Here is a 25,270-nt window from a genome sequence, read left to right as displayed (position 1 = left end):
GTCAGCCGCTCGCGCTCACCAGGGGAAATCCGAGCCGCTCACTCAGTTCGCCGACCCCCGCTCCCCAGGTCTCGCGGACGACGACGCCCCCGTCGGGGCGCCCCACTTCGAAGACGCCGTGGTCGGTGTAGACGCGGTCGACGCAGCGGACGCCGGTGAGCGGGTAGGTGCAGTCGGGGACGAGTTTCGGGGTGCCGTCCTTGCCGAAGAGGGCCATCATCACGAAGACCTGCTTGGCGCCGATGGCGAGGTCCATGGCGCCGCCGACGGCGGGGATCGCTCCGGGTTTCCCGGTGTGCCAGTTGGCCAGGTCGCCGTTGACGGCGACCTGGTAGGCGCCGAGGACGCAGACGTCGAGGTGACCGCCGCGCATCATGGCGAAGGAGTCGGCGTGGTGGAAGTAGGAGGCGCCGGGCAGGGCGGTGACCGGCACCTTGCCCGCGTTGGTGAGGTCGGGGTCGACGTCGTCGCCGCGGGCGGCGGGGCCCATGCCGAGCATGCCGTTCTCGGTGTGCAGGACGACACCGCGCTCGGGCGGCAGATGGTCGCCGATCTTCGTGGGCTGTCCGATGCCGAGGTTGACGAACGCGCCCTCGGGGATGTCGCGGCCGATGACGGCGGCGAGTTCGGTCATGGACAGCGGGCCGCGGTCGGTGTGTTCGGTGGTCATCGTGCGGGTCATCGTGCCCCCTGGACGGTGTGGCGCTGCGCTTCGACCTGGACGACCCGGTCGACGTAGATGGAGGGCGTGACGACGGCCTCGGGGTCGAGGACGCCGGTGTCGACGACCTCGTCGACCTGGACGATCGTGGTGGTGGCCGCGGTGGCCATGACCGGCCCGAAGTTGCGCGCCGTCTTGCTGTAGACGAGGTTGCCGAGCCGGTCGGAGCGGTGGGCGGCGATGAGCGCGTAGTCGCCCTTGATCGGGTACTCGAGGAGGTACTCGCGCCCGTCGATGGTGCGGGACTCGCGGCCCTCGGCGAGCGGCGTGCCGACGGCGGTCGGACAGTAGAAGGCGCCGATGCCGGCTCCGGCCGCGCGCATGCGCTCGGCGAGGTTGCCCTGCGGGACGACTTCGAGTTCGAGCCGGCCGGAGAGGTAGAGCTCGTCGAAGACGTACGAGTCGACCTGGCGCGGGAAGGAGCAGACGACCTTGCGGACGCGGCCGGCCTTGAGGAGGGCGGCGAGGCCGACGTCACCGTTGCCGGCGTTGTTGGCGACGACGGTGAGGTCGCGGGCGCCCTGCCGGATGAGGGCGTCGATGAGGGCGAACGGCATGCCGGCGAGGCCGAATCCGCCGACGAGGACCGTGGATCCGTCCTCGATTCCGGCGACGGCCGCGTCGGTCGTGTCGAGCAGCTGCGTGCGGCTCATCGTGCGGCCTCCGGGTTCTCCAGGACGACGGCGAGGGCCTGGCCCACGCCGATGCAGATGGCGGCGACGCCCCAGCGTTCGCCGGACTCGCGCAGGACGGCGGCGAGGGTGCCGACGAGGCGACCGCCGGAGGCGCCGAGCGGGTGCCCGAGGGCGATGGCGCCGCCGCGCCGGTTGACGATCTCGGGGTCGATCTTCCAGGCGTCGACGCAGGCCAGCGACTGGACGGCGAAGGCCTCGTTGAGTTCGACGGCGCCGACGTCGGACCAGCCGATACCGGCGCGGGCGAGCGCTGCCTCGGCCGCGGCTACGGGTGCGAAGCCGAAGGACTGCGGTTCGAGGGCGTGGGCGGCGCGGCCGGCGATGCGGGCGAGCGGGGCGGCGCCAAGGGTGTCGGCGGCGGCCTCGGAGCCGAGCAGGACGGCGGAGGCGCCGTCGCTGAGCGGGGAGGCGTTGCCGGCGGTGATGGTGCCGTCGTCGCGGAAGACGGGGCGCAGGCCGGCGAGCTTGTCGGGGGTGCTGCCGGGGCGGATGCCCTCGTCGCGGGTGAGGTCGGTGCCGTCGACGGGGGCGACGAGGTCGTCGTAGAACCCGTCCTCCCAGGCCTGGTGGGCCAGTTGGTGCGACCGGGCGGCGAACGCGTCCTGGCGGGCGCGGTAGATGCCGAAGCGTTCCTGGAGCTGTTCGTTGGCCTCGCCGAGGCTGACGGTCCATTCCTTCGGCATCTTCGGGTTGACCAGGCGCCAGCCGAGGGTGGTGGACACAGCGGCGGTGTCGCCGGCGGGGAAGGCGCGGTCGGGCTTGGGCAGGACCCAGGGGGCGCGGGTCATGGACTCGACGCCGCCGGTGAGGACGAGGTCGGCGTCGCCGGTCTCGATGGTGCGGGAGCCGGCCATGACGGCGTCGAGGCTGGAGCCGCAGAGCCGGTTGACGGTGGTCGCGGGGACGCCGACGGGGAGGCCCGCGAGGAGGGCGGCCATGCGTCCGACGTTGCGGTTGTCCTCGCCGGCGCCGTTGGCGTTGCCCCAGACGATGTCGCCGAGGGCGGCGGGGTCGAGGCCGGGGGTGCGGGCGAGGAGGGCGGAGATCGCGGCGGCGCCGAGGTCGTCGGGCCGGACGCCGGCGAGGCCGCCGTTGAAGCGTCCGAAGGGAGTGCGGACGGCCGCGTAGACGTAGGAACTCATCGGTTGTTGTCCCGTTCTCGGGTGGGCCAGCCGGTGTAGCACTCGGCGAGGTAGGTGGAGCCCGCGTCGGAGCCGGTGACGCAGGAGAGTTCGCCGACCTGGCGGCGGATGTCGAAGTCACTGGCGTCGGGCAGCCGGTGGAGCATGGTGGTCATCCAGTACGAGAAGTGCTGGGCCTTCCAGACGCGGTGGAGGGCGCGCTCGGCGTACTGGTCGAGGGCGTCCTCGGCGCCGTGGCGCAGGTGCCGCTCCAGCTGTTCGGCGAGGACGCGGACGTCGGCGAGGGCGAGGTTGAGGCCCTTGGCGCCGGTGGGCGGGACGGTGTGGGCGGCGTCGCCGGCGAGGACGAGGTTGCCGTGGCGCAGGGGTTCCTGGACGAAGCTGCGGAAGGGCAGGACGACCTTGGAGGTGATCGGCCCTTCCTTGAGGGTGTAGCCGTTGGCTCCGACGCGCTGCTGGAGCTCCGCCCAGATCCGGTCCTCGGACCAGTCGTCGACGTTCTCGGCCGGGTCGCACTGGAAGTACATCCGCTGGAGCGTCTCGGTGCGCTGGCTGATGAGGGCGAAGCCGCGTTCCGAGTGGTTGTAGATGAGTTCCTCGCTGGAGGGCGGGGCCTCGCAGAGGATGCCGAACCAGGCGAAGGGGTACTCGCGGAAGTACTGGCGGCGCCGGTCCTCCGGGAAGGCGTGGCGGCAGATGCTGCGCGAGCCGTCGGAGCCGACGAGGATCCGCGCGGAGATCTCGTGCCGGGCGCCGTCGGCGTCGGTGAACCGCATGAGCGGGCGGTCGCCGGTGATGTCGTCGACGCTGACGTCGCTGACGCCGAACCGGACGTCGCCGCCGTCGCGTTCGCGGGCGTCGGCGAGGTCGATGAAGACGTCGGTCTGGGGGTAGAGCTGGACGGTGGCGCCGGTCAGCGCCTCGAAGTCGACGCGGTGACCGCCGCCGCCGAAGGCGAGGTCGATGCCGGCGTGCCGGGAGCCCTCGCGCAGGACGCGGTCGCTCACGCCCGTGTCGACGAGCATCCGGACGCTGTCCTGTTCCAGGATGCCCGCGCGGTGGGTCTCCTCGATCTCGCGGCGGCTGCGGATGTCGATCGCGACGGAGTCGATGCCGGCGCGCTGGAGCAGGTGCGCGAGCATCAGCCCGGCGGGTCCGGCGCCGACGATGGCGACCTCGGTGGTGCTGCGGTTCATCACTGCTCCTGCTGATCGAGGTCGTCGAGGACCTGCTGGGCGACGGCGAAGCCGTGGTTGGCGGCGGGGACGCCGCAGTAGATCGCCGACTGGAGGATCACTTCGGCGATCTCGTCGTCGGTCAGGCCGTTGGTGCGCGCGGCGCGGACGTGCATGGCGAACTCGCCCCAGTGGCCGAGGGCGAGCATCGCGGTGAGCACGGCGACCGAGCGGGCCTTGCGGTCCAGGCCGGGCCGCGCCCAGACGCTGCCCCACGCGTAGCGGGTGATCAGCTCCTGGAAGGGCTGGGTGAAGGGGGTTTTCGCGGCTTCGGCGCGGTCGACGTGCGGATCGCCGAGGACCTCGCGGCGAACCCGCATGCCGTCGTCGTACGGGTTGTTCATCGCTGCTCCCCGGTGAGGTGGGTCATGAGGAGGCGGGCCGTGGCGGCCGGGTCCTCGGCGGGCGGCAGGTGCGCGACGCCGTCGAGCACGACGTCGACCTGGTCCGGGGTGACGACGGTGTCGTGGGCTCCGCCGGCCACGAGGGGCGGCACCTTCGCGGAGCTGAGCCGCTCGCGGACGTCGTAGCCGGCGAGGGCCTCGCAGGCGAGGGCGTACGACGCGTCGTCGACGTGCTGGAGCGCGAGGAGCAGTCTGCTCCCGGTGACGGGGTCGCGGGCGAAGAACCCGGGGGCGAACCAGCGGGTGGCCGAGCCCTCGACCATGGCGGCGGTGCCGGCCCGGCGGACGTACGCGGCGCGCTCCCGCCAGCCCTCGGGCGTACCGATCTTCGGCGCGGAGGCGAGGGTGACGATCGCGTCGAAGGGGCCGGGGTCGAGGGCGAGGGTGAAGCCGACGGCGCCGCCGAGGGAGACTCCGGCGTAGGCGGCGCGGCGTCCGGCGGCGAGCTCGACGGACCGGGTGCGGACGGCGGCGGCGAGGTCGTCGACGGTGAAGGCGTGGGTGGCGGCCGGGCTCGCGCCGTGGCCGGGAAGATCCCAGCCGACGACCTGCCAGGTGGGGGGCAGGAGCGCGGCGCAGTCGGCCCACAGGCCCGCGACGCCGGTGCCGAGCGAGGGCCCGACGACCAGCAGGTGCGCGGCGTTCTCGTCGCCGGCGAGCTGGGTGAGGACAAGGGTCGGGTCAGTCACGCTGCGCCTCCCAGGCCGCGACGGCACCGTCCACGAGGGCCCCGGCCTCTCCGAGGTAGCCGCGCACGTCGGGCGCGGCGGGGCCGTCCGACTCGCGGGAACCGCCGCGTTCGGCGAGCAGGTCCGTTGCGGCGTGGTCGGCGCGGCGGGCCATGGCTTCGGTGTCGACGCGCAGGCCGGTGACGAGTTCGGCGGCCTGTCCGCCCGCGGTGACGGCCAGTTCGAGGAGCCGGGCGAAGGCCGGCCACTCGGCGTGCCAGGCACCGTCGGGGCGTTCGTCGACCGCGCCCACGGCGGACCGGTGGAGCTGGGCGGCGAGGCCGGGGGCCTGCTGGGCGGCGGCGTGGACGAGCACGGAGAGGACCGGGTTCTGCTTGTGCGGCATCGTCGAGGAGCCGCCGCGTCCGGGGGCGCCCGTCTCGCGGACCTCGGCGGTCTCGGGCCGCCCGAGCAGCAGGACGTCGGCGGCGAGCACCCCGAGCGCGTCGGTGACGGTGGTCAGCGCGTCGCCGATCGCGGTGACCGGGGTGCGCCGGGTGTGCCACGGCAGGCCGGCGGGGGCGAGGCCGAGCGCCTCGGCGAACGCGGCGGGAGCGGCGGCGGCTCCCGGGCCGGCGAGGTGGGTGAGCAGCGCGCGGGTGCCCGCGGCGCCGCCGTACTGGACGGGGAACCGGAGCGCGTCGAGGCGGGTGAGCGCGTCGGCGACCCCGGCGAGCCATTGGGCGGCGCGCAGTCCGAAGGTGGTCGGGACCGCCCACTGGGTGAGGGTCCGGGCGACGGCGACGTCGTCGCGGTGCGTGCGGGCGAGGGCGGCGAGCCGGTCGCCGGTGGCGACGAGGTCGGCGCGGAGCCGGGCGACCGCGTCGCGGGCCAGCAGCATCAGCGCGGTGTCGAGGACGTCCTGGCTGGTGAGGCCGCGGTGGACGGCGCCCGCGGCGTCGCCGGCGGCGGCGCGGAGCTGCTGGACGAGGGGGACGACGGGGTTGCCGGCCGCCTCGGCGTCGGCGGCCAGGGCGGTGAGGTCGGGGGCGAGGCCGGCCGCGGCCTGCGCGACCCGCGCCGCCTCGGCGTCCGTGGCGGTCCCGGCGGCGACGAGCGCCCGGGCCCAGGCCGCCTCGACGCGCAGCAGCGCGGCGACCACGGCCGGGTCGTCGGCGACCCCGGCCGCGCGGTGCGCTCCGGGGCGGAGCAGGGCGCTCATGCCGCGTGCCGCGGGTAGTGCAGGAAGACGGTCTCGCGGGCGCCCTGCAGGTGGATGTCGAAGCGGAGGTGGCCGTCCTCGTCGCGTACGGCCTGGAGGGTGGACCGGTCGGCCTCGGGAAGGCCCGCGAGGAACGCGTCGCTCTCGCCGGGCAGGTAGGCGCGGGTGAAGAGCCGGTCGAGGAGGCCGCGCGCGAAGACGGTGACGGCGAAGAAGACGGCGCCGCCGCCGGTCCTCGCGGGTTCGACGGTGGTGAACGCGTACCGGCCGCCGGGGTCGGTGGCCGCGCGGCCCCAGCCGGTGAAGCGGCCGTCGCGGTGCAGCGAGCCTTCGGCGCGGGGCGTGCGGCCCTGGGCGTCGGCCTGCCGGATCTCGATCAGCGCGTCGGGGACGGGGGTGCCGTCGCCGTCGTACACGGTGCCGTGCAGCCGGATCGCCCCGGCCGAGCCCGGCGGGACGAGGGCGCTGCCCCCCTCGTACGGGAGGGCGTAGTGGAAGAAGGGTCCGACGGTCTGGCCGGGGGTGGGAGCGAGGGCCTCACTCATGGTCGTCACGCTCCAGGAGGGTCGCGTGGGTGCCGGTCAGCACGATGTCCCAGCGGTAACCGGTGGCCCACTCGTGGGTGGTCAGGTCGTGGTCGTACGCGGCGACCATCCGCTCGCGCGCGGCCGGGTCGGTGACCGACTGGTAGATCGGGTCGAGCGCGAACAGCGGGTCGCCCGGGAAGTACATCTGGGTGACGAGCCGCTGGGTGAACTCCGTGCCGAACAGCGAGAAGTGGATGTGGGCCGGGCGCCACGCGTTGTGGTGGTTGCGCCACGGGTACGGGCCCGGCTTGATCGTGGTGAAGCGGTAGTTCCCGTCGTCGTCGGTGAGGCAGCGGCCGACGCCGGTGAAGTTCGGGTCGATCGGCGCGGGGTGCTGGTCGGCCTTGTGGATGTAGCGCCCGGCGGCGTTGGCCTGCCAGATCTCGACGAGCTGGCGGCGCACGGGGCGGCCGTCGCCGTCGAGGACCCGGCCGGTGAGCAGCATGCGTTCGCCGATCGGTTCGCCGCCGTGCTGGATGGTGAGGTCGGCCTCGACGGCGTTGACGTCGGAGTGCCCGAAGACCGGGGCCACGAGCTCGATGCCCTCGGGGTCGACGTGGCGCGGGTCCTTGGTGGGATGGCGGAGCAGCGAGCTGCGGTACGGCGCGAAGTCGAGCCGCGGCTGCGCGGATCCGGGGGCGGTCGCGGCGTGGGACGCGGCGATCTCCGCCGTGATCCGCTCCTGCGGAACCGGCTCGGGAGCTGCGGTGCTGGTGGTCGTCGTCACACCGCTCACGCTAGGCACGGGGCGGTGCGGCCGCGACGATGCCTTTTCACTGAGTGAAAACGATGGATGATGAGAGGCAGGACGGGCCGAGGCGGTACGGGCCGAGGCGGGACGGGCAGGGCACGACGGGGCAAGGCACGTCGGGGCAGGACACGACGAGGCAGGTCGAGGCATGGCAGGGAACAGCCGGCAGCCGGGCGCCAGCGTGACGGGCCGCGCGCTGTCGATCCTGGGCGCTTTCGACGAGAAGCACCGGTCGCTGTCGCTCAGCGACCTCGCGGCCCGCGCGGACCTGCCGCTGGCCACGACGCACCGTCTGGTGGCCGAGCTCGTCCAGTGGGGCGCGCTGGAGCGACGGTCCTCCGGCGAGTACGTCATCGGCCGCCGCATGTGGGACATCGGCCATCTCTCGTCGGCGGAGACGGGGCTGCGCCAGGTCGCCGAGCCGTTTCTGCACGACCTGTACGGGGCGACCCTGGCGACGGTGCATCTGGCGGTCCGCGAGGGCACGGACGTGGTCTACCTCGACCGGCTGCGCGGGAACCGGTCGGTGCCGGTCGTGAGCAAGGTCGGCTCCCATCTGCCGCTGTACGCCACGGGGGTGGGCAAGGTCCTCCTCGCGTACGCGCCGGCCGAGGTCCAGAACACGGTGCTGAGCCGACTCGCCCCGATCACCCGCCACACGATCGTCCAGCCGGGGGTGCTGCGCCGTCAGCTGCGCCAGGTCCTCGACCGGGGCTACGCCGTCACGAACGAGGAGATGAGCCTCGGGGCCTGCTCCCTCGCGGTGCCGATCCGGCGCGACGAGGAGGTGGTCGCGGCGCTCGGGGTGGTGGTGGCCTCGCTCAAGGGGAGCGAGCAGCGGCTGTACGGGGCGCTGCGGGTCGCCGCGCAGTCGATCGGCCGGCGCCTCTGATCAGCCCCTCGGAAGAAAGTCGGCGCGGCCTTCCGCTGGACGGAAGCTGTGGTGCCGGTCACAGCACACGCAGGCCTTAAATCGGTCCATGACTCGACACCTGATGCTGGTCCACGGCGCCTGGCACGGCGCCCGGGACTGGGACCTGCTCATCCCCCACCTCACCGAGCGGGGCTTCACCGTCCACACGGTCGACCTCCCCAGCAGCGGCGCCCCCGGCCAGGCTCTCGGCGACCTGCGCGCGGACGCGGCGGTGGTCCGGGAGGCGGTCGGCGCGATCGACGGCCCGGTCACGCTGGTCGGCCACTCGTACGGCGGGATGGTGATCACGGAGGCGTCCGCGCGGCTGGAGAACGTGGACCGGCTGATCTACGTGGCCGCGTTCATGCTCCCCGAGGGCGTGTCCGTGCTCCAGGCCGTCGGCGGCACCCCGCCCCCGTGGTGGGTGATCGACCACGAGACCCGCACCGTCGACGTGAAGGACCCGGTCGCCGTCTTCTTCGAGGACTGCCCGGCCGACGTCACGTCGGACACGACGGCCCACCTGGGCCTCCAGTCCCTGGACTCCTTCGAGCAGCCGCTGACGGGGGCGGGCTGGACCACGATCCCCAGCGGGTACGTCCTGTGCGAACGGGACGCCGCCATCCCGCCCTTCGCGCAGGAGGCGATGTCGGCGTCCGCGTCGACGGTCCTGCGCATGCCGACGGGCCACTCCCCGTTCCTCGCGGATCCCGCGCGGCTGGCCGATCACCTCACGGAACTCACCGCAGCCGCCTGACACCTGACGCCCCCTCACACCCACCGCCTCTCCCCTCCCCTCCCCAGTCCCACAGTCCGCTCAACTGCTGGAGACCCCTGTGCCCGCTCCCGTGACCTCGTCATCCTCGTCATCCCCATCGCGGTCCTCATCGTCAACCGTCCCCACGGCCGACGCCCGAAGCCTCTGGCCGGTCCTGCTCTGCTGGCTGGCCGTCGCCCTGGAGGGCTACGACCTCGTCGTGCTCGGCGCGGTCATCCCGACCCTGGTCCGCACCCACGCGCTCGGGTTCACCGAGGCGTCGGCGACCTCGGCCGCCACGATCGGCCTGGTCGGGGTCGGCATCGGCGCCGTGGCCGTAGGCCCGCTGGCCGACCGCTTCGGCCGCCGTACGACGCTGGTCGGCAGCATCGCCCTGTTCTCCGTACTGACCCTGGCGATGGCCGCCGCGCCGAACTCGACGCTCTTCATCGCCCTGCGCTTCCTCGCGGGCCTCGGCCTGGGCGCCTGTCTGCCGACGGCCCTTGCCTTCATGAGCGAGCACGCCCCCGCGGGCCGCTCGGGCACCGCGATGACGCGGATGATGACGGGCTATCACGCGGGCGCCGTGCTCACCGCGCTGCTGGCTCTCTATCTGATACCGCATCTGGGCTGGCGTTCGATGTTCGTGATCGGCGGCATCGCCGGGCTGCTGACGGTGCCGGTGATGTGGGCGAAGCTGCCGGAGTCGCGGACGTACACGGAAACCGTCGCGGCGGAGCGGGTCCGCCCCTCCGAGGTCGTCCGGGGCCGCCTGCTGTGGGTCAGCCTGGGCCTGTGGGCGGCCTCGTTCTGCGGCCTGCTCCTCGTCTACGGCCTGAACACGTGGCTGCCGACCATCATGGGCGCGGCCGGCTACTCCCTCGACGCCGGACTCGGCCTGCTCCTCACCCTGAACGTGGGCGCGGTGATCGGCCTCGTGCTCGCCGGCCGGATCTCGGACGCCCGGGGCACGAAGCCGACCGTCCTGGCGTGGTTCGGCGTCGCCGCGCTGATGCTGGCGCTCCTCTCCATCCGGATGGAGAACACCGTGCTGGTCTACGGCGCGGTCCTGGCCGCCGGAGTCTTCGTGTTCAGCGCGCAGGTCCTGGTCTACGCGTTCGTGAGCCAGCTCTACCCGGCCCGCATCCGCGGCACGGCCCTCGGCATGTCCGCCGGAGTGGGCCGCTTCGGCGCGATCGCGGGCCCGTTCCTCGGCGGCGCCCTCCTCACCGCGGGCATCGCCTACCCCTGGGGCTTCTACGCCTTCGCCGCCGCGGCGGTCATAGCCCTCCTGGCCCTCCTGACGGTCCCGTCGAAGCCGGAGCCGGCGCCTGAGGCGTAGCCCACGAAATACCTGGCACCGGGGGCGGCGGTTCGGCGAGAATGCGCGGGTCCGCCGCCCCCGCCCCTGCCCCCGCATCCGGAGAGGTGCCCCATGCCGGCTCAGCACCCTCGCGAGATCGGCTTCGGCCATGTCATCGAGCGCTACGTGACGCCGAAAGACACGGGGCGGGCCAGGTACTTCGATCTGAGGAGCGGGCGGATCCTGTGGCCCGAGTGGTCGCACGCCGAGGTGTTCGCGCGGCGGATGGCCGAGGACGCCGCCGCGGTGACCGACGCCGAGCTGGCGGCACTGCTCGGATTCGAGTGGCGCTCACGGGTCACGGCGGCCTGCCTGATCGGGGTCGGCCGCCGGACATCGTTCCGCGAGCAGCTCGGCGAGCTCCTCCTGGCCAGCGACTTCTGCTTCTCCGGCAGCGCCTACTGCTTCGCCCTGGCCCGCTTCGGCACGGCCGCCGACGCCGAGATCCTCACCGCGTACCTGGACCGCTACCTCCCCCGCACCGACCTCCGCTACGACCAGCCGGCGGCCCTCGGCGCCCTGGTCCACCTCGACACCCTCCTCGGCACGCACCACGCCACCCGCTTCACGAAGCCGGACGGCGGCCTCTGGAAACAGTGGGTCGACGCCCTGGCACACCTGCGCGACCATCCCGCGTACACCCCGGAGGAACAGGGGCGCCTCATGGGCCTGCGGTGCGCGTTCTACGACGGCCGGACGAAGACACCTGAGACGACAGGGAGACCACCACTGTGACGGCTCGACGCATCGGGATCATCGGCGTGGGCGAGATCGGCCGGGCCCTCGTGGAGGGGCTGTGCGGCGGGGGCGGACCGGCGCCGGCGGTGTTCCTCTCACCGCGGGGCGCCCGCACCGCCGCCGCGCTCGCCGACCGGTACGAGGACGTCCACGTCTGCGCCGACAACCAACAGGTCGTGGACAGCGCCGAGTCGGTGATGATCGCCGTACGCCGCCAGGACCGGCACGAGGCGCTGGCGGGCCTGCGGGTGGACGCCACGAAGGTGGTCGTCAACGTGATGGCCGGGGTCCCGAACGACGAGCTGCGCGCCCTGCTCGCCACCGACGCCCCGCTGGTGCGCGCCATCCCGCTGCCGGCCGTACGGGAACGGCGCGCCGTCACCGTGACGTACCCCGCGCACCCGGCCGTCGACGCCCTCTTCGAGCAGCTCGGCGGCGCGCTGCCGGTCGCGGACGAGGCGGCCTTCGACGTCTTCTCCGCGCTGACCGGGACGCTGACCGCCCACTACGCGTACCTCACGGCGATCGCCTCCTGGGCCACCGGACACGGCATCCCCGCCGACGACGCGGAGCGCTACGTCCGGGGCCTCTTCCGGAACGTGGGCCGCACCCTGGGCGACGAGACCCGTTCCCTGCGGGACCTCGCCGCCGACCACGAGACCCCGAAGGGCAACAACGAACGCATCCGCACCACGTGGTTCGACCGGGAGAACACCACCGCCCTGACCGGCGCACTGGACGGCCTCCTCGCGGACCTGCGCCAGGCCCCCGCCGCGCCCCCGGAACGCACCGGACCCGGCTCCGAAGAGGAGCCGGGCCCGGTGTGAGTGCGTACGGTGACGACCGCTGATCAGACGTTGAAGCGGAACTCCACCACGTCGCCGTCCTGCATCACATACTCCTTGCCCTCCATGCGGGCCTTGCCGGCCGCGCGGGCCTCGGCGACCGAGCCGGTCTCGACCAGGTCGGCGAAGGAGATGACCTCGGCCTTGATGAAGCCCTTCTGGAAGTCCGTGTGGATGACGCCGGCCGCCTCGGGGGCCGTGGCGCCCTTCTTGATGGTCCAGGCGCGGGATTCCTTGGGGCCGGCCGTCAGGTAGGTCTGGAGGCCGAGGGTGTCGAAGCCGACGCGGGCGAGGGTGGCGAGGCCGGGCTCCTCGGCGCCTACGGACTGGAGGAGCTCCATGGCGTCCTCCTCGTCGAGCTCGGCGAGGTCCTGCTCCAGCTTGGCGTTCAGGAAGATCGCCTCGGCCGGGGCGACCAGCGCGCGCTGCTCGTCCTTGAAGGCGTCGTCGGTCAGCTCGTCCTCGTCGACGTTGAAGACGTAGAGGAAGGGCTTGGTGGTGAGGAGGTGGAGGTCGTGCAGGAGCTCCTCCTTGCCCGAGCCCTGGACGATGCCGGCGGAGAAGAGGGTGTCGCCCTTCTCCAGGATCTCCTTGGCCGCCTCGACGGCCGCGACCTTCGGGACGACGTCCTTCTTGATGCGCGACTCCTTCTGGAGGCGCGGAAGGACCTTCTCGATCGTCTGGAGGTCCGCGAGGATCAGCTCCGTGTTGATCGTCTCGATGTCGTCCTTGGGCGAGACCTTGCCGTCGACGTGCACGACGTTCTCGTCCTTGAAGGCGCGGATGACCTGGCAGATGGCGTCCGACTCGCGGATGTTCGCCAGGAACTTGTTGCCCAGGCCCTCACCCTCGGAGGCGCCGCGCACGATGCCGGCGATGTCGACGAAGTCGACCGTGGCCGGGAGGATCTTCTGGGAGCCGAAGATCTCCGCCAGCTGGGTCAGGCGGACGTCCGGGACGCCGACCACGCCGACGTTCGGCTCGATCGTGGCGAACGGGTAGTTGGCCGCGAGCACGTCGTTCTTGGTCAGGGCGTTGAACAGGGTCGACTTGCCGACATTCGGCAGACCGACGATTCCGATCGTGAGCGACACGTTGCGACTTCCCGTACGTGGTGGGCGCTGATGGCCTTGGATGTTTTGGCTGGGCGATCCACCAGTCTACGGCCTGGCGGCGCACCGCCCGGTGATGCGTCGAACAGGCGACCACTGACGGTCAAGGTCGGCCAAAGCGCGTGTCCTATGGCGTATTCCGCACATAAGCCGACCTATGTTGGGCCTGTGGAGCAACCCAGGACGCGTACCCCGCAATCCCGGCCCCGCCGGACGACCCCGCTGCCGCCGCAGGCGCGGGCCGGACGCGGTGGCGCGCGGCCCGCCGGTCCCGGCCGGCCGGCCGATCCGGCCGGTCCCGCTCCGGAGTCGGCCACCGTCTACCGGGCGGGGGCGGGCCGCACCAGGCCGGTGCCGCCGGTGCTCCTGGCCCTGCGCCGGTTCCCGAACCCTCGGCTCACCGGCCTGGGCAGCGGTCTGTTCTGTGTGGGCTCGATGCTGGCGCTCGGGCTCCTGGACTCGCTGCTGTTCGGCAGCTCGAAGGCGTTGTATGGCGTGACGTTCCTGCTGGTCAGCGGGCTGACCGCGGGCTGGGTCCGGAAGGCGGACCTGGTGGCGGGGCCCATCGCCGCGCCGATCGCGTTCGCCGTCGGGGTCGTGCCGATCGCGCAGGGCGGGCACGGGTTCGGGGCGCAGGTGATGGGCGTCGTGACGACGCTCGCGCTGAACGCCGGATGGCTCTACGCGGGCACGCTCGTCGCCGGGGTCGTCGTGCTGGTGCGCCGGGCGCGGCTGAACGCACACCGGGAGGCGCAGCGCCGGGCGGCCGCCGCCGGGCGGCGCCCCTCCCAGCCGGGGCAGGCGCAGGCGCCCAAGCCCCGGCGCCGCACCGCCTGAGCCCGGCCGGTCTCAGGCCCGGGACGCGGTCATGGCCGCGCCCACGATCCCCGCGTTGTTCTGCAGCTCCGCCGGGACGATCTCGGCCTTGATGCCCTCGATCAGCGGCAGGAACTTGTGGGCCTTGCGGCTGACGCCGCCGCCGATGATGAACAGCTCGGGCGAGAACAGCATCTCGACGTGCGCCAGGTACTTCTGGACGCGCCTGGCCCAGTGCTCCCAGCTCAGGTCGTGATCCTCCTTGGCCTTGGTGGAGGCGTGCTTCTCGGCGTCGTGGCCGTTCAGCTCCAGGTGGCCGAGCTCGGTGTTCGGGACGAGGACGCCGTCGACGAACAGGGCGCTGCCGATGCCGGTGCCGAAGGTGAGCAGCAGGACGGTGCCCTTGCGGCCACGGCCCGCGCCGAACTGCATCTCGGCGACGCCCGCCGCGTCCGCGTCGTTCAGGATCGTGACGGGGAGGCCGCCGAGCTTGTCGCTGAGCAGGGCGCGGGCGTCGACGTCGATCCAGCTCTTGTCGACGTTGGCCGCCGTACGGACGGTGGCGCCGCCGGTGACGACGCCGGGGAAGGTGATGCCGACCCGGTCGCAGGGGCCGTCGAAGTGCTCGACGACCTGCCGGACCCCGTCGGCCACGCCGTCGGGCGTGGCCGGGTGCGGGGTCAGCACCTTGAACCGTTCCGTCGCGAGTTCGCCCTGCTCCAGGTCGACCGGTGCGCCCTTGATGCCCGATCCGCCGATGTCCACGCCGAAGATCTGCATGGGATGCATGGGACCACGCTACGACGCGTCGCGCGAGGTCACTTCTCGGCGGAGGCGCCTTCGACGAGGGCGGCGGCCTCGGCGCGCAGGTCGCGGCGGAGCTCCTTGGGCAGCGAGAAGGTGATGGACTCCTCGGCCGCCTTGACGATCTCCACGTCCGCGTAGCCGCGCTGGGAGAGCCACTCCAGGACCTCTTCGACGAGCACGTCGGGCACGGAGGCGCCGGAGGTGACGCCGACCGTGGTGACGCCCTCCAGCCAGGCCTCGTCGATCTCGCTCGCGAAGTCGACCAGGTACGCCTCCTGCGCGCCGGCCAGCTTGGCGACCTCGACGAGCCGCACCGAGTTCGAGGAGTTGCGCGAGCCGACGACGATGACCAGCTCGGAGTCCGCGCCCATCTGCTTCACGGCGAGCTGGCGGTTCTGCGTGGCGTAGCAGATGTCGTCGCTCGGGGGCGAGACGAGGCCGGGGAACTTGGTCTTCAGGGCGTCGACGGTCTCCATCGTCTCGTCGACGGAGAGCGTGGTCTGGGAGAGCCAGACGACCTTGTTCGGGTCGCGGACCTCGACCTTCTCGACGTCGGCGGGGCCGTCCACGAGGGTGATGTGGTCAGGGGCCTCGCCCGAGGTGCCGATGACCTCCTCGTGACCCTCGTGGCCGATGAGGAGGATGTCGAAGTCCTCGTCGGCGTAGCGGATCGCTTCCTTGTGGACCTTGGTGACGAGCGGGCAGGTCGCGTCGATGGTGACGAGCTTGCCGCGGGCGGCCTCTTCGTGGACGGTCGGGGCGACGCCGTGCGCGGAGAACATGACGATGGCGCCCTCGGGGACCTCGTCCGTCTGCTCGACGAAGATGGCGCCCTTCCGCTCCAGCGTCTGCACCACGTACTTGTTGTGCACGATCTCGTGGCGGACGTAGATCGGGGCCCCGTACTGCTCCAGGGCCTTCTCGACGGCGATCACGGCACGGTCCACACCGGCGCAGTAGCCCCGGGGGGCGGCGAGCAGGACGCGGCGGGGGCCAGTCGTAGCAGTCATGTCCCCCATCGTAAGGCCGAGCCCAGCAGGCCAGAGATCGCCCGTCTGGGGAAGACTGGTGTCGGCGTGATGCGCGTTCGGCGCGCTTCATCCCGGTTTCGTCGGCGTTCGATCCACGGAGGCACGATGTCCGCATCAGCAGGGCCCGGCGTCCCCGAGGCCCCCGACGTACCGGACGGCAGGCTGCGCCGCGATCTCGGCTTCCGGGATCTCGTCGTGTACGGGCTGCTGTTCATCGCCCCGATGGCGCCGGTCGGCGTCTTCGGCACCCTGGACGCGAAGTCGCACGGCGCGGTGGCGCTGGTGTACGTGGTGGCGACGGTCGCGATGGCGTTCACGGCGTTCAGTTACGCGCAGATGGTGCGGGTGGTGCCGCAGGCGGGCTCGGTGTTCGCCTACGCGCGCGTGGGGCTCGGGCGGGGGCCCGGGTTCGTCGCGGGGTGGATGGCGATGCTCGACTACGTGCTGATCCCGGCGGTGGCGTACCTGTTCTCGGGGATCGCGATGAACGCGCTGGTGCCGTCGGTGTCGCGGTGGGTGTGGACGGCGCTCGCGGTGGTGATCACGACGCTGCTGAATCTGTGGGGGGTGCGGGCGGCGGCGCGGGTCGGGTTCCTGGTGCTCGCCATGGAGATCGTGGTGCTGCTGGTGTTCATGGTGTCGGCGATCGTGGTGCTCGCGCGGGACGGGACGCAACGGGACTGGCTGTCGCCGCTGACGGGTGACGGGTCGCAGGGGGCGTTCGCGCTGTCGGCGGTGATCGGGGCGGTGTCGGTGGCGGTCCTGTCCTATCTGGGCTTCGACGCGATCGCGACGTTCGCGGAGGAGGTGACCGGGGGCTCGGCGAAGGTGGCGCGGGCGGTGCTGTTCTGTCTGGCGTTCACGGGTGTGCTGTTCGTGGCGCAGACGTACCTGGTGGCGCTGCTCGAACCCACGACGTCGTCGCAGCTCGCGGCGGAGCCGGCGAAGCAGGGGTCGGCGTTCTACGACGCGGTCGACGCGTCGGTGGGGGGCTGGCTGCACGATCTGGTGGCGGTGAGCAAGGCGATCGGGGCGGCGTTCGCGGCGCTGGCGGGGCAGGCGGCGGCGGGGCGGCTGTTGTTCGCGATGGCGCGGGACCGGCGGCTACCGCGGTTCCTCTCCCGGACGGAGTCGGGGGTGCCGCGGTTCGCGATCCTGGTGGCGGCGGTGATCACGCTGGCGGCGGCGGGGTGGGCGGCCCGGCGCGACGACGGCCTCGACCACTTGGTCTCGGTGGTCGACATCGGCGCCCTGACCGCTTTCACGCTGCTGCACGCGAGCGTGGTGGGCTACTTCGTCGTACGGCACCGGGGGGACGGGGTCAGCTGGTGGCGGCATCTGCTGATCCCGGCGATCGGGGCGGCGATCACGGTGGCGGTCATCGTGGAGGCGTCCGGCACGGCGCAGGTGGTCGGAGCGATCTGGTTGGCGGTGGGCCTTGTCGTACTCGGCGTCCAGTCCCGCCGCGGCATCATGGAACCGGACCAAAACTGAGGCCGCCCCCACTGCGCCCCGGCACCCAACCCACCCCCCGGGGCTCCGCCCCAGCCCCCGCTCCTCAATCGCCGGAGGGGCTTGATTTGCGAAGCTGCGCGCAGCGCACGCTTCAGGGGCGCGGGGCTGTACCGATCTGCGGCTCCGCCGCGCGGGCGCGAGAAGCCACGACCGCCGCCGAGGCGGGCGCCGGGAAGGCTGCGCGCAGCGCATGCCTTCAGGGGCGCGGGGAACTGCGCGACCAGCCCCCGCCGGGCAGCACTCGGCGACGAGACCGGCGGAGCTACGGCGCCGAAGCGGGCCCGAACCCATGCGCACCCCCCGGGGCTCCGCCCCAGCCCCCGCTCCTCAATCGCCGGAGGGGCTTGATTTGGTCGATCGCCGCGGTGCCCCACAGGTGGGGAAGCTGCGCGCAGCGCACGCTTCAGGGGCGCGGGGAACTGCGCGACCAGCCCCCGCCGGGCCGCACTCGGCGACGAGACCGGCGGAGCTACGGCGATGAGTGGGCCGGGGCCCGCGCGTGCCCCCGTTGTCAGCGGAGGCGATTACGCTCGGCGCATGGCTGCCCACACGTCCCCCGACGCCCCGCTCCCCGTGGGCCAGGTCTCCCGGCTCATCGGCGGGTGGATCGACCGGCTCGGCGCGATCTGGGTGGAGGGCCAGATCACCCAGTTGTCCCGCAGACCCGGCGCCGGCGTCGTGTTCCTGACGCTGCGCGACCCGTCGCACGACATCTCCGTGTCCGTGACCTGCTACCGCCAGGTGTTCGACGCCGTCGCGGACGTGGTCCGGGAGGGCTCGCGGGTCGTCCTGCACGCGAAGCCGGAGTGGTACGCGCCGCGCGGTCAGCTGTCGCTGCGCGCGGCGGAGATCCGCCCGGTCGGCGTGGGCGAGCTCCTGGCCCGTCTGGAGCAGCTGAAGAAGTCGCTGGCCGCGGAGGGCCTGTTCGCGGCGGACCGCAAGAGGCCGCTGCCGTTCCTGCCGCAGCTGATCGGCCTGGTGTGCGGCCGCGCCTCGGCGGCGGAGCGCGACGTGCTGGAGAACGCGCGGCACCGCTGGCCCGCCGTCCGCTTCGAGGTGCGCAACGTGCCGGTGCAGGGCGTGCACGCGGTGCCGCAGGTCGTGCAGGCGGTCAAGGAGCTGGACGCCATGGACGCCGTGGACGTGATCGTCGTGGCGCGCGGCGGCGGCAGCGTGGAGGATCTGCTGCCGTTCTCGGACGAGCAGCTGGTGCGGGCGGTGGCGGACTGCCGTACGCCGGTGGTGTCGGCGATCGGCCACGAGCCGGACAGCCCGCTGCTGGACCTCGTCGCGGACCTGCGCGCGTCGACGCCGACGGACGCGGCGAAGAAGGTCGTGCCGGACGTGGGCGAGGAGTACGAGCGGGTGCGCTGGCTGCGGGACCGGGCGCGGCGCAGCGTGGAGGCGTATCTGGACCGGGAGGAGCGGGGGCTCGCCGCCGCGCTGGCCCGGCCTTCGATAGAGGATCCGCACCGGATGGTCGACGAGCGGGAGGAGCAGGTCGCGGCGCTGACCCAGCGGGCCCGCCGTACGCTCGGCCATCTGCTCGACCGGGCGGAGTCCGAGCTGACGCACACGCACGCGCGCGTGGTCGCGCTCTCCCCCGCGGCGACGCTGAAGCGCGGGTACGCGGTGCTGCAGCGGCCGGACGGGCACGTGGTGCGGGCCCCGGCGGAGGCGGCGCCCGGCGCCGAGCTGCGGGCCCGGGTGGCCGAGGGCGAGTTCACCGTACGCGTCACCGAGCACACGGGACCGGGCCCCGGGCACGACGACGACCCCATCGAGAACGAAGCGTGAGGACGGACATCAGCATGACGACGAAGGCGGCCGACGAGGCGCTCGGCTACGAGCAGGCGCGGGACGAACTGATCGAGGTCGTACGGCGCCTGGAGGCCGGCGGCACGTCCCTGGAGGAGTCGCTCGCGCTGTGGGAGCGGGGCGAGGAGCTGGCGAAGGTGTGCCGGCGGTGGCTGGACGGGGCGCGGGCCCGGCTCGACGCGGCGCTCGCCGAGGAGGAGGCGGCCGAGGAGGTCTCGGACCAGCCGGAGGAGTGACCGCAACGGCTGTGACCTGCGGCGCAGGGGTGTGAACAGCGCCACACCCAGTTTTGTTGAAAGTTGAACCTCATGGTCGTACTGTGGTGTGCAGCGGGTGATCCGGAAGCGGATCACCACAACCACCCTCGTCGCACCAGAAGGTTGATCATGTCTCTCGTTCTTGACGCCGCCGCCCAGGACCTCCTCTTCCGCGAGGCCCGCACCGCGAACACGTTCACCGACGAGCCGGTGACCGACGAGCAGGTCCAGGCGATCTACGACCTCGTCAAGTACGGCCCGACCGCGTTCAACCAGTCGCCGCTGCGCGTCACGCTGGTCCGCTCCCCCGAGGCCCGCGAGCGCCTGGTGCAGCACATGGCCGAGGGCAACCAGCCGAAGACCGCCGCCGCCCCGCTGGTCGCGATCCTCTCCGCGGACAACGAGTTCCACGAGGAGCTGCCGCAGCTCTTCCCGCACTTCCCCGCCGCCAAGGACGCCTTCTTCTCGGAGCGCCCGGTCCGCGAGGGTTCCGCCACGCTGAACGCCGCGCTGCAGGCCGCGTACTTCATCATCGGCGTGCGCGCCGCCGGCCTGGCCGCGGGCCCGATGACCGGCCTGGACTTCGCCGGCGTCCAGAAGGAGTTCCTGGACGACGACCACACCCCGCTGATGGTCGTCAACATCGGCAAGCCGGGCGAGGACGCCTGGTTCCCGCGCTCCCCGCGTCTCGAGTTCGACCAGGTCGTCACCACGGTCTGAGCCTGACCCACGGCTGAACGCCGGCAGCAACGACGAAGGCGCCCCCGGATCACTCCGGGGGCGCCTTCGCGCGTACGCGCAGCAGAGAAGCCGCGGAGAAGCGGCAGAGCGTCAGGCGCTCTTGTCCTGCTTCAGCTCCAGCGATTCGGCCATCTTCGTCAGCTGACCGAAGCCGGCGGTGCCGGTGACGACCGTGGTCGATCCCTTGCCCTTCAGGACGAGGGCGTCGTACTTCGCGCCCTTGTAGCGCTGCCAGGTCTCGTCGCCGATCCGCTGGGTGCGCGAGGTCTCCTCGGCGCCCTGGCTGGCGTCGTCGATGAACCGGGACGGCTTGTCGGTCGACTGCTCGACGGCCACGTACTGGCCCTTCGGGTCGAGGAAGCCGAGATGCCAGGCCTCGTTGGCCGCGCCGTCGTAGCGCACCGAGGTGGCCTTCCACTCCTTGGTGAGGCCGGTGGGCGCGGCGACCGGGTACGAGGCCGCACGGCGTGCCGTCAGCAGCTCCACCTGGTAGTCCACGCGCTTGACCGGCGGCTCCTTGGAGTCGTCGTGCGGGATGAACACATAGGCGGTGCCGGCCGCGACGACGCAGACGCCGAGCGAGAGGACCAGGCTGCCGACCGTCTTCTTGCCATTTCTTCCTGCCACGTGCCCCATCGTCGCAGGTCGCCGAACGATCTCTGTCAGGAGGTCCGGCAGGGGGTGCGGAACGGCGCATTCTGACATGAACGGATCCGCTCATCCGTGGGGCGGTCTGCTCAGATTGTCGGACTGGCGATAGAGTCGGGGCCATCAACCCTCATCCGGCCGTCGTCGTATCCCGGTGAACGCCAAAAACGCCGGAACAGAAAGGTGCGTCTCGATGACCGAGCATCACCAGCTTCCGTCCGAACTCGAGGTCCCCTCCGAGGCCCCCGACCGCAACCTCGCCCTGGAGCTCGTCCGGGTCACCGAGGCCGCGGCCATGGCCGCCGGCCGGTGGGTGGGCCGTGGTGACAAGAACGGGGCGGACGGCGCGGCCGTGCGCGCCATGCGGACCCTCGTCTCGACCGTGTCGATGAACGGCGTCGTCGTCATCGGTGAGGGCGAGAAGGACGAGGCCCCGATGCTGTTCAACGGCGAGCGGGTCGGCGACGGCACCGGCGCCGAGTGCGACATCGCCGTGGACCCGATCGACGGCACGACGCTGTGCGCGAAGGGCATGCCGAACGCGATCGCCGTGCTGGCCGCCGCCGACCGCGGCACCATGTTCGACCCGTCGGCCGTGTTCTACATGGACAAGCTGGTGACCGGCCCCGAGGCCGCCGACTACGTGGACATCAACGCCCCGGCGTCGGTGAACATCCGCCGGGTCGCCAAGGCGAAGAACAAGGCCCCCGAGGACGTCACGGTCGTCATCCTCGACCGGCCGCGCCACGAGGGCATCATCAAGGAGATCCGGGAGACCGGCGCCCGCATCAAGCTGATCTCGGACGGCGACGTCGCCGGCTCGATCCTCGCCGTGCGCGAGGACACCGGTGTCGACATGCTGCTCGGCGTCGGCGGCACCCCCGAGGGCATCATCTCGGCGTGCGCGATCAAGTGCCTGGGCGGTGTCATCCAGGGCAAGCTGTGGCCCAAGGACGACGCGGAGCGGCAGAAGGCGCTGGACGCCGGGCACGACCTGGACCGCGTCCTGTCGACGAACGACCTGGTCTCGGGCGAGAACGTGTTCTTCGTCGCGACCGGCATCACCGACGGCGAGCTGCTGCGCGGCGTGCGCTACGGCTCGGAGACGGCCACGACCTCCTCGCTCGTGATGCGTTCGAAGTCGGGCACGATCCGCCAGATCGACTCCACGCACCGGCTGCGCAAGCTGCGCGCGTACAGCGCGATCGACTTCGACCGCGCCAAGTAACCGCGCCCAGCAGCCGACAGCAGGCAGACGGACAGACTGACCGACGCCGGAGGGCGCCCCGTGCTGTACGGGGCGCCCTCCGGCGTCTGTGCGTGTGCGGGTACGAGGGTCCGGCCGCGCTAGCCGGCGGCCGCGACAGTCCGCCCCGCGTTCTTCAGCTCGACCTCGCGGCGCCTGCGCCGGGCGAGCACGACCCGGCGCTCCGCCGCGGTGAGGCCGCCCCACACCCCGTACGGCTCCGGCTGGAGCAGGGCGTGCTCGCGGCACTCGACCATCACGGGGCAGCGGGCGCAGACCCGCTTGGCGGCGTCCTCGCGGGACAGGCGGGCCGCGGTGGGCTCCTTGGAGGGTGCGAAGAACAGGCCCGCCTCGTCGCGCCGGCACACGGCCTCCGTGTGCCAGGGCTCGTCCTGGTCCCGGTCCCTGACTGGCACCCGCTGGCGCGGAACGGCGGCTACCTGCAGGGACTGGCGCGGCGGATGCAGCACGGTCTACTCCTGACGACGGCTTACGACGGCTTGCGCGAGCGGGAGACGATGCAGCAAGCTCTACCCGCTGTGTCGGCGCCTATGCACTGAGTTGCATCGAGTTCCGCCGCGCGGAAGTTCCCGCGCGCGTACGGGAGTTAGGGCCGTCGCCCCCGTCACCCCCCTGTAGCCCGTAGCCGCTGAGTCAGTCGAGGTGCTTGCGCAGCTGCTTGGCGACGCTGCGGCCGACGTACTTGTGCAGATCCTTGATGATCTTGCCGCGCTTGGGCTTCGCCTCGATGTTGCCGAGGACGGCGACGCCGTCGACGTGCACGACGGGCGCGTCGGGGTCCGTCGCGTCCAGCGTGTCCACCTCGAAGTTGCCGAGGACGCCGCCGCCGCTGCCGTGGAGGGTCACGTTCTCGGGGACGCGGATCTCCACGTTGCCGAACACGGAGACCGCCTTGATGTAGATCTGCCGGTGCTCGAAGATCGCCTCGCTGAGGTCGATCTCGATGTTCCCGAACACCGCGTACGCGTGCGTGCGCTGCCCCACGCGCCAGCGGCCCTTGCGGCCGGCCGCGCTGAAGACCGCCACCAGGTTGTCGCTCGGGACGGCCGGGGCGACGCCGGGCGGCAGCGTGCCGGGCGCCGGGCGGGCAGCGTCGGGGCGGGCCGCGTGGGCGCCGGGCAGGTCGCGTACGAGCGGCTCCAGGTCGCCGACGGTCTTCGCCTGGTAGACCCCGTCGATCCGCTCGGCGTGCTCGTCGGCGTCGAGCCGGCCCTCGGCGAGCGCCTCGCGCAGGATGTCCGCGATCCGGTCCCGGTCGGCGTCGGAGGCGCGCAGCTCGGCGGGGTCCGCCGCGGGGGCGCTCGGCTGGGGGCGCTTGTGAAGGTCCACGACAGCAGCGTACACAGACGCGATAGATCGCGACTAGACGTACGCGCACACGTACGCGCGGGCGACTGAGCCCTACCTCACAGACTCGCCCGCGCTGTCAGGTTCTACGCTGGTTGGCGCTGCCAACGGATGCCAGCTGCTGTCTGTCAAGTGAGGAATGGGCGAGATGCCTGAGTTCGCGTACACCGATCTGCTCCCCCAGGGCGAGGACACCACCCCGTACCGCCTGGTCACCGCGGAGGGTGTCTCCACCGCAGAGGGGCCGGACGGCCGTACGTTCCTGAAGGTCGAGCCCGAGGCGCTGCGCAAGCTCGCCACCGAGGCGATCCACGACATCCAGCACTACCTGCGCCCGGCCCACCTGGCGCAGCTGCGCCGGATCGTGGACGACCCGGAGGCGTCGGGCAACGACAAGTTCGTGGCGCTCGACCTGCTGAAGAACGCGAACATCGCGGCGGCCGGTGTGCTCCCGATGTGCCAGGACACCGGTACGGCGATCGTCATGGGCAAGCGCGGCCAGAACGTGCTGACCGAGGGCGAGGACGAGAAGGCCCTCTCCCAGGGCATCTACGACGCCTACCAGAACCTGAACCTGCGGTACTCGCAGATGGCTCCGCTCACCATGTGGGAGGAGAAGAACACCGGCTCCAACCTGCCCGCGCAGATCGAGCTGTACGCGACCGACGGCGGCGCCTACAAGTTCCTCTTCATGGCGAAGGGCGGCGGCTCGGCCAACAAGTCGTTCCTGTACCAGGAGACGAAGGCCGTCCTGAACGAGTCCTCCATGATGAAGTTCCTGGAGGAGAAGATCCGTTCGCTCGGTACGGCCGCGTGCCCGCCGTACCACCTGGCGATCGTGGTGGGCGGCACGTCCGCCGAGTACGCCCTGAAGACCGCGAAGTACGCCTCGGCGCACTACCTGGACGAGATCCCGGCCGAGGGCTCGGCGCTGGGCCACGGCTTCCGGGACAAGGAGCTGGAGGAGAAGGTCTTCGAGCTCACGCAGAAGGTCGGCATCGGCGCGCAGTTCGGCGGCAAGTACTTCTGCCACGACGTGCGCGTGGTGCGCCTGCCGCGGCACGGCGCGTCCTGCCCGGTCGCGATCGCCGTGTCCTGCTCGGCGGACCGCCAGGCCGTCGCGAAGATCACCGCCGAGGGCGTCTTCCTGGAGCAGCTGGAGACGGACCCGGCGCGCTTCCTGCCCGAGACCACCGACGAGCACCTCGACGAGTCCTCCGACGTGGTGAAGATCGACCTGAACCAGCCGATGGACGCGATCCGCGCCGAGCTGACCAAGTACCCGGTCAAGACCCGCCTGTCGCTGAGCGGTTCGCTGGTCGTGGCCCGCGACATCGCGCACGCGCGGATCAAGGCGCGGCTCGACGCCGGCGAGGACATGCCGCAGTACCTGAAGGACCACCCGGTCTACTACGCGGGCCCGGCGAAGACCCCCGAGGGCTACGCGTCCGGTTCCTTCGGTCCGACGACGGCCGGCCGCATGGACTCCTACGTGGAGCAGTTCCAGGCGGCGGGCGGCTCGATGGTGATGCTCGCCAAGGGCAACCGCTCGCAGCAGGTCACGGACGCGTGCGGCACGCACGGCGGCTTCTACCTCGGCTCCATCGGCGGCCCGGCCGCCCGTCTCGCCCAGGACTGCATCAAGAAGATCGAGGTCCTGGACAACGAGGAGGACGGCATGGAGGCCGTCTGGAAGATCGAGGTCGAGGACTTCCCGGCGTTCATCGTCGTGGACGACAAGGGCAACGACTTCTTCAAGGACCCGGCGCCGGAGCCGACGTTCACGCACATCCCGGTGCGCGGCCCCGGCCTGTAGGCCCCGCGCGCAGGCGCACGACACGGACGGCCCCGGTCACCTCTCGGTGAGCGG

27 protein-coding genes are annotated in these 25,270 nt (G+C 72.2%); 12 read left to right on the top strand and 15 right to left on the bottom strand.

Going from position 1 to position 25,270, the window contains the following annotated elements:
- Position 1: 1 nt before the first annotated feature.
- The 9 genes from ACZ4E1_RS23580 to pcaH are packed head-to-tail and all read right to left on the bottom strand — an operon-like array spanning position 2 to position 7,401.
- Positions 2 to 682 carry a 3-oxoacid CoA-transferase subunit B gene (locus ACZ4E1_RS23580; protein ID WP_467542226.1) on the bottom strand — a complete coding sequence of 227 codons (681 nt, stop codon included), beginning with the start codon at positions 680 to 682 and terminating at the stop codon, positions 2 to 4.
- Positions 679 to 1,374, bottom strand: coding sequence for a 3-oxoacid CoA-transferase subunit A (locus ACZ4E1_RS23575; protein ID WP_467542224.1), 696 nt, complete (start codon positions 1,372 to 1,374; stop codon positions 679 to 681). The genes ACZ4E1_RS23580 and ACZ4E1_RS23575 overlap by 4 nt, the downstream gene beginning before the upstream one ends.
- On the bottom strand, positions 1,371 to 2,558 hold the full coding sequence (locus ACZ4E1_RS23570) for a thiolase family protein (RefSeq protein WP_467542222.1): 1,188 nt from the start codon (positions 2,556 to 2,558) through the stop codon (positions 1,371 to 1,373). Before ACZ4E1_RS23570 ends, ACZ4E1_RS23575 begins: the two co-directional genes overlap by 4 nt.
- Complete coding sequence (locus ACZ4E1_RS23565) at positions 2,555 to 3,754, bottom strand: 4-hydroxybenzoate 3-monooxygenase (RefSeq protein ID WP_467542220.1); 1,200 nt, start codon at positions 3,752 to 3,754, stop codon at positions 2,555 to 2,557. The genes ACZ4E1_RS23570 and ACZ4E1_RS23565 overlap by 4 nt, the downstream gene beginning before the upstream one ends.
- Positions 3,754 to 4,137, bottom strand: a complete 384-nt coding sequence (pcaC, locus tag ACZ4E1_RS23560) for a 4-carboxymuconolactone decarboxylase (RefSeq protein WP_467542218.1) — start codon at positions 4,135 to 4,137, stop codon at positions 3,754 to 3,756. The genes ACZ4E1_RS23565 and pcaC overlap by 1 nt, the downstream gene beginning before the upstream one ends.
- On the bottom strand, positions 4,134 to 4,886 hold the full coding sequence (locus ACZ4E1_RS23555; protein WP_467542216.1) for an alpha/beta fold hydrolase: 753 nt from the start codon (positions 4,884 to 4,886) through the stop codon (positions 4,134 to 4,136). The genes pcaC and ACZ4E1_RS23555 overlap by 4 nt, the downstream gene beginning before the upstream one ends.
- A complete protein-coding gene (locus ACZ4E1_RS23550; protein WP_467542214.1) occupies positions 4,879 to 6,087 on the bottom strand; it encodes a lyase family protein in 1,209 nt (402 codons plus the stop codon). The genes ACZ4E1_RS23555 and ACZ4E1_RS23550 overlap by 8 nt, the downstream gene beginning before the upstream one ends.
- Positions 6,084 to 6,632 carry a protocatechuate 3,4-dioxygenase subunit alpha gene (gene pcaG, locus ACZ4E1_RS23545; protein ID WP_467542525.1) on the bottom strand — a complete coding sequence of 183 codons (549 nt, stop codon included), beginning with the start codon at positions 6,630 to 6,632 and terminating at the stop codon, positions 6,084 to 6,086. Before pcaG ends, ACZ4E1_RS23550 begins: the two co-directional genes overlap by 4 nt.
- The gene (gene pcaH / locus ACZ4E1_RS23540) at positions 6,625 to 7,401 is read right to left on the bottom strand and encodes a protocatechuate 3,4-dioxygenase subunit beta (protein ID WP_467542211.1); all 777 of its coding nucleotides are present in this window, start codon (positions 7,399 to 7,401) and stop codon (positions 6,625 to 6,627) included. The genes pcaG and pcaH overlap by 8 nt, the downstream gene beginning before the upstream one ends.
- 172 nt (positions 7,402 to 7,573) lie before the next feature.
- Between pcaH and ACZ4E1_RS23535 the strand changes: the two genes are divergently transcribed.
- From ACZ4E1_RS23535 to ACZ4E1_RS23515, 5 genes are all read left to right on the top strand, one after another.
- Positions 7,574 to 8,317, top strand: a complete 744-nt coding sequence (locus tag ACZ4E1_RS23535) for an IclR family transcriptional regulator (protein ID WP_467542209.1) — start codon at positions 7,574 to 7,576, stop codon at positions 8,315 to 8,317.
- A gap of 88 nt (positions 8,318 to 8,405) precedes the next feature.
- Positions 8,406 to 9,095: an alpha/beta hydrolase gene (locus ACZ4E1_RS23530; RefSeq protein WP_467542207.1), complete on the top strand. Its 690-nt coding sequence runs from the start codon at positions 8,406 to 8,408 to the stop codon at positions 9,093 to 9,095.
- 79 nt (positions 9,096 to 9,174) lie between these two features.
- Positions 9,175 to 10,437, top strand: a complete 1,263-nt coding sequence (locus tag ACZ4E1_RS23525) for an MFS transporter (RefSeq protein WP_467542205.1) — start codon at positions 9,175 to 9,177, stop codon at positions 10,435 to 10,437.
- 93 nt (positions 10,438 to 10,530) lie between these two features.
- On the top strand, positions 10,531 to 11,193 hold the full coding sequence (locus ACZ4E1_RS23520) for a DUF6000 family protein (protein WP_467542203.1): 663 nt from the start codon (positions 10,531 to 10,533) through the stop codon (positions 11,191 to 11,193).
- Positions 11,190 to 12,023 (top strand): NAD(P)-binding domain-containing protein, encoded by an 834-nt coding sequence (locus ACZ4E1_RS23515; RefSeq protein ID WP_467542201.1) that lies wholly within the window; start codon positions 11,190 to 11,192, stop codon positions 12,021 to 12,023. The genes ACZ4E1_RS23520 and ACZ4E1_RS23515 overlap by 4 nt, the downstream gene beginning before the upstream one ends.
- Positions 12,024 to 12,046: 23 nt before the next feature.
- Here the strand turns inward: ACZ4E1_RS23515 and ychF are convergent, their stop codons facing one another.
- Positions 12,047 to 13,135, bottom strand: a complete 1,089-nt coding sequence (gene ychF, locus ACZ4E1_RS23510) for a redox-regulated ATPase YchF (protein WP_467542199.1) — start codon at positions 13,133 to 13,135, stop codon at positions 12,047 to 12,049.
- A gap of 186 nt (positions 13,136 to 13,321) precedes the next feature.
- On the opposite strand from ychF, the gene ACZ4E1_RS23505 reads away from it, so the two are divergent.
- A complete protein-coding gene (locus ACZ4E1_RS23505) occupies positions 13,322 to 13,990 on the top strand; it encodes a DUF6542 domain-containing protein (protein ID WP_467542197.1) in 669 nt (222 codons plus the stop codon).
- A gap of 12 nt (positions 13,991 to 14,002) precedes the next feature.
- Here the strand turns inward: ACZ4E1_RS23505 and ppgK are convergent, their stop codons facing one another.
- Positions 14,003 to 14,749 carry a polyphosphate--glucose phosphotransferase gene (ppgK, locus tag ACZ4E1_RS23500; protein ID WP_467542523.1) on the bottom strand — a complete coding sequence of 249 codons (747 nt, stop codon included), beginning with the start codon at positions 14,747 to 14,749 and terminating at the stop codon, positions 14,003 to 14,005.
- A gap of 38 nt (positions 14,750 to 14,787) precedes the next feature.
- Positions 14,788 to 15,786 (bottom strand): 4-hydroxy-3-methylbut-2-enyl diphosphate reductase, encoded by a 999-nt coding sequence (locus tag ACZ4E1_RS23495; protein WP_467542195.1) that lies wholly within the window; start codon positions 15,784 to 15,786, stop codon positions 14,788 to 14,790.
- Positions 15,787 to 15,912: 126 nt separating this feature from the next.
- Between ACZ4E1_RS23495 and ACZ4E1_RS23490 the strand changes: the two genes are divergently transcribed.
- From ACZ4E1_RS23490 to ACZ4E1_RS23475, 4 genes are all read left to right on the top strand, one after another.
- On the top strand, positions 15,913 to 17,301 hold the full coding sequence (locus ACZ4E1_RS23490; RefSeq protein WP_467542193.1) for an APC family permease: 1,389 nt from the start codon (positions 15,913 to 15,915) through the stop codon (positions 17,299 to 17,301).
- A 558-nt stretch (positions 17,302 to 17,859) separates the two neighbouring features.
- Entirely contained in the window at positions 17,860 to 19,119 is a 1,260-nt protein-coding gene (gene xseA / locus ACZ4E1_RS23485; protein ID WP_467542191.1) for an exodeoxyribonuclease VII large subunit, read from the top strand.
- Between the two features lie 14 nt (positions 19,120 to 19,133).
- Entirely contained in the window at positions 19,134 to 19,376 is a 243-nt protein-coding gene (locus ACZ4E1_RS23480) for an exodeoxyribonuclease VII small subunit (protein ID WP_467542188.1), read from the top strand.
- A 150-nt stretch (positions 19,377 to 19,526) separates the two neighbouring features.
- Positions 19,527 to 20,117 (top strand): malonic semialdehyde reductase, encoded by a 591-nt coding sequence (locus ACZ4E1_RS23475; RefSeq protein ID WP_467542186.1) that lies wholly within the window; start codon positions 19,527 to 19,529, stop codon positions 20,115 to 20,117.
- A 111-nt stretch (positions 20,118 to 20,228) separates the two neighbouring features.
- On the opposite strand, the gene ACZ4E1_RS23470 is transcribed toward ACZ4E1_RS23475, so the two are convergent.
- Complete coding sequence (locus tag ACZ4E1_RS23470; RefSeq protein ID WP_467542183.1) at positions 20,229 to 20,765, bottom strand: DUF4245 domain-containing protein; 537 nt, start codon at positions 20,763 to 20,765, stop codon at positions 20,229 to 20,231.
- A 214-nt stretch (positions 20,766 to 20,979) separates the two neighbouring features.
- On the opposite strand from ACZ4E1_RS23470, the gene glpX reads away from it, so the two are divergent.
- Positions 20,980 to 22,014, top strand: a complete 1,035-nt coding sequence (gene glpX / locus ACZ4E1_RS23465; RefSeq protein ID WP_467542181.1) for a class II fructose-bisphosphatase — start codon at positions 20,980 to 20,982, stop codon at positions 22,012 to 22,014.
- A gap of 119 nt (positions 22,015 to 22,133) precedes the next feature.
- Here glpX and ACZ4E1_RS23460 read toward each other — a convergent pair whose 3' ends face one another.
- Positions 22,134 to 22,502 carry a WhiB family transcriptional regulator gene (locus tag ACZ4E1_RS23460; protein WP_467542180.1) on the bottom strand — a complete coding sequence of 123 codons (369 nt, stop codon included), beginning with the start codon at positions 22,500 to 22,502 and terminating at the stop codon, positions 22,134 to 22,136.
- A 184-nt stretch (positions 22,503 to 22,686) separates the two neighbouring features.
- Positions 22,687 to 23,382 (bottom strand): DUF1707 SHOCT-like domain-containing protein, encoded by a 696-nt coding sequence (locus ACZ4E1_RS23455; protein ID WP_467542178.1) that lies wholly within the window; start codon positions 23,380 to 23,382, stop codon positions 22,687 to 22,689.
- A gap of 166 nt (positions 23,383 to 23,548) precedes the next feature.
- On the opposite strand from ACZ4E1_RS23455, the gene ACZ4E1_RS23450 reads away from it, so the two are divergent.
- Positions 23,549 to 25,216, top strand: coding sequence for a fumarate hydratase (locus tag ACZ4E1_RS23450; protein WP_467542176.1), 1,668 nt, complete (start codon positions 23,549 to 23,551; stop codon positions 25,214 to 25,216).
- Positions 25,217 to 25,270: the final 54 nt, after the last annotated feature.

It is taken from the genome of Streptomyces sp. NPDC025806 (assembly GCF_055558275.1).
Note: the sequence above shows the minus strand (reverse complement) of the source record. Positions and strands in the feature narration are given on the sequence as shown.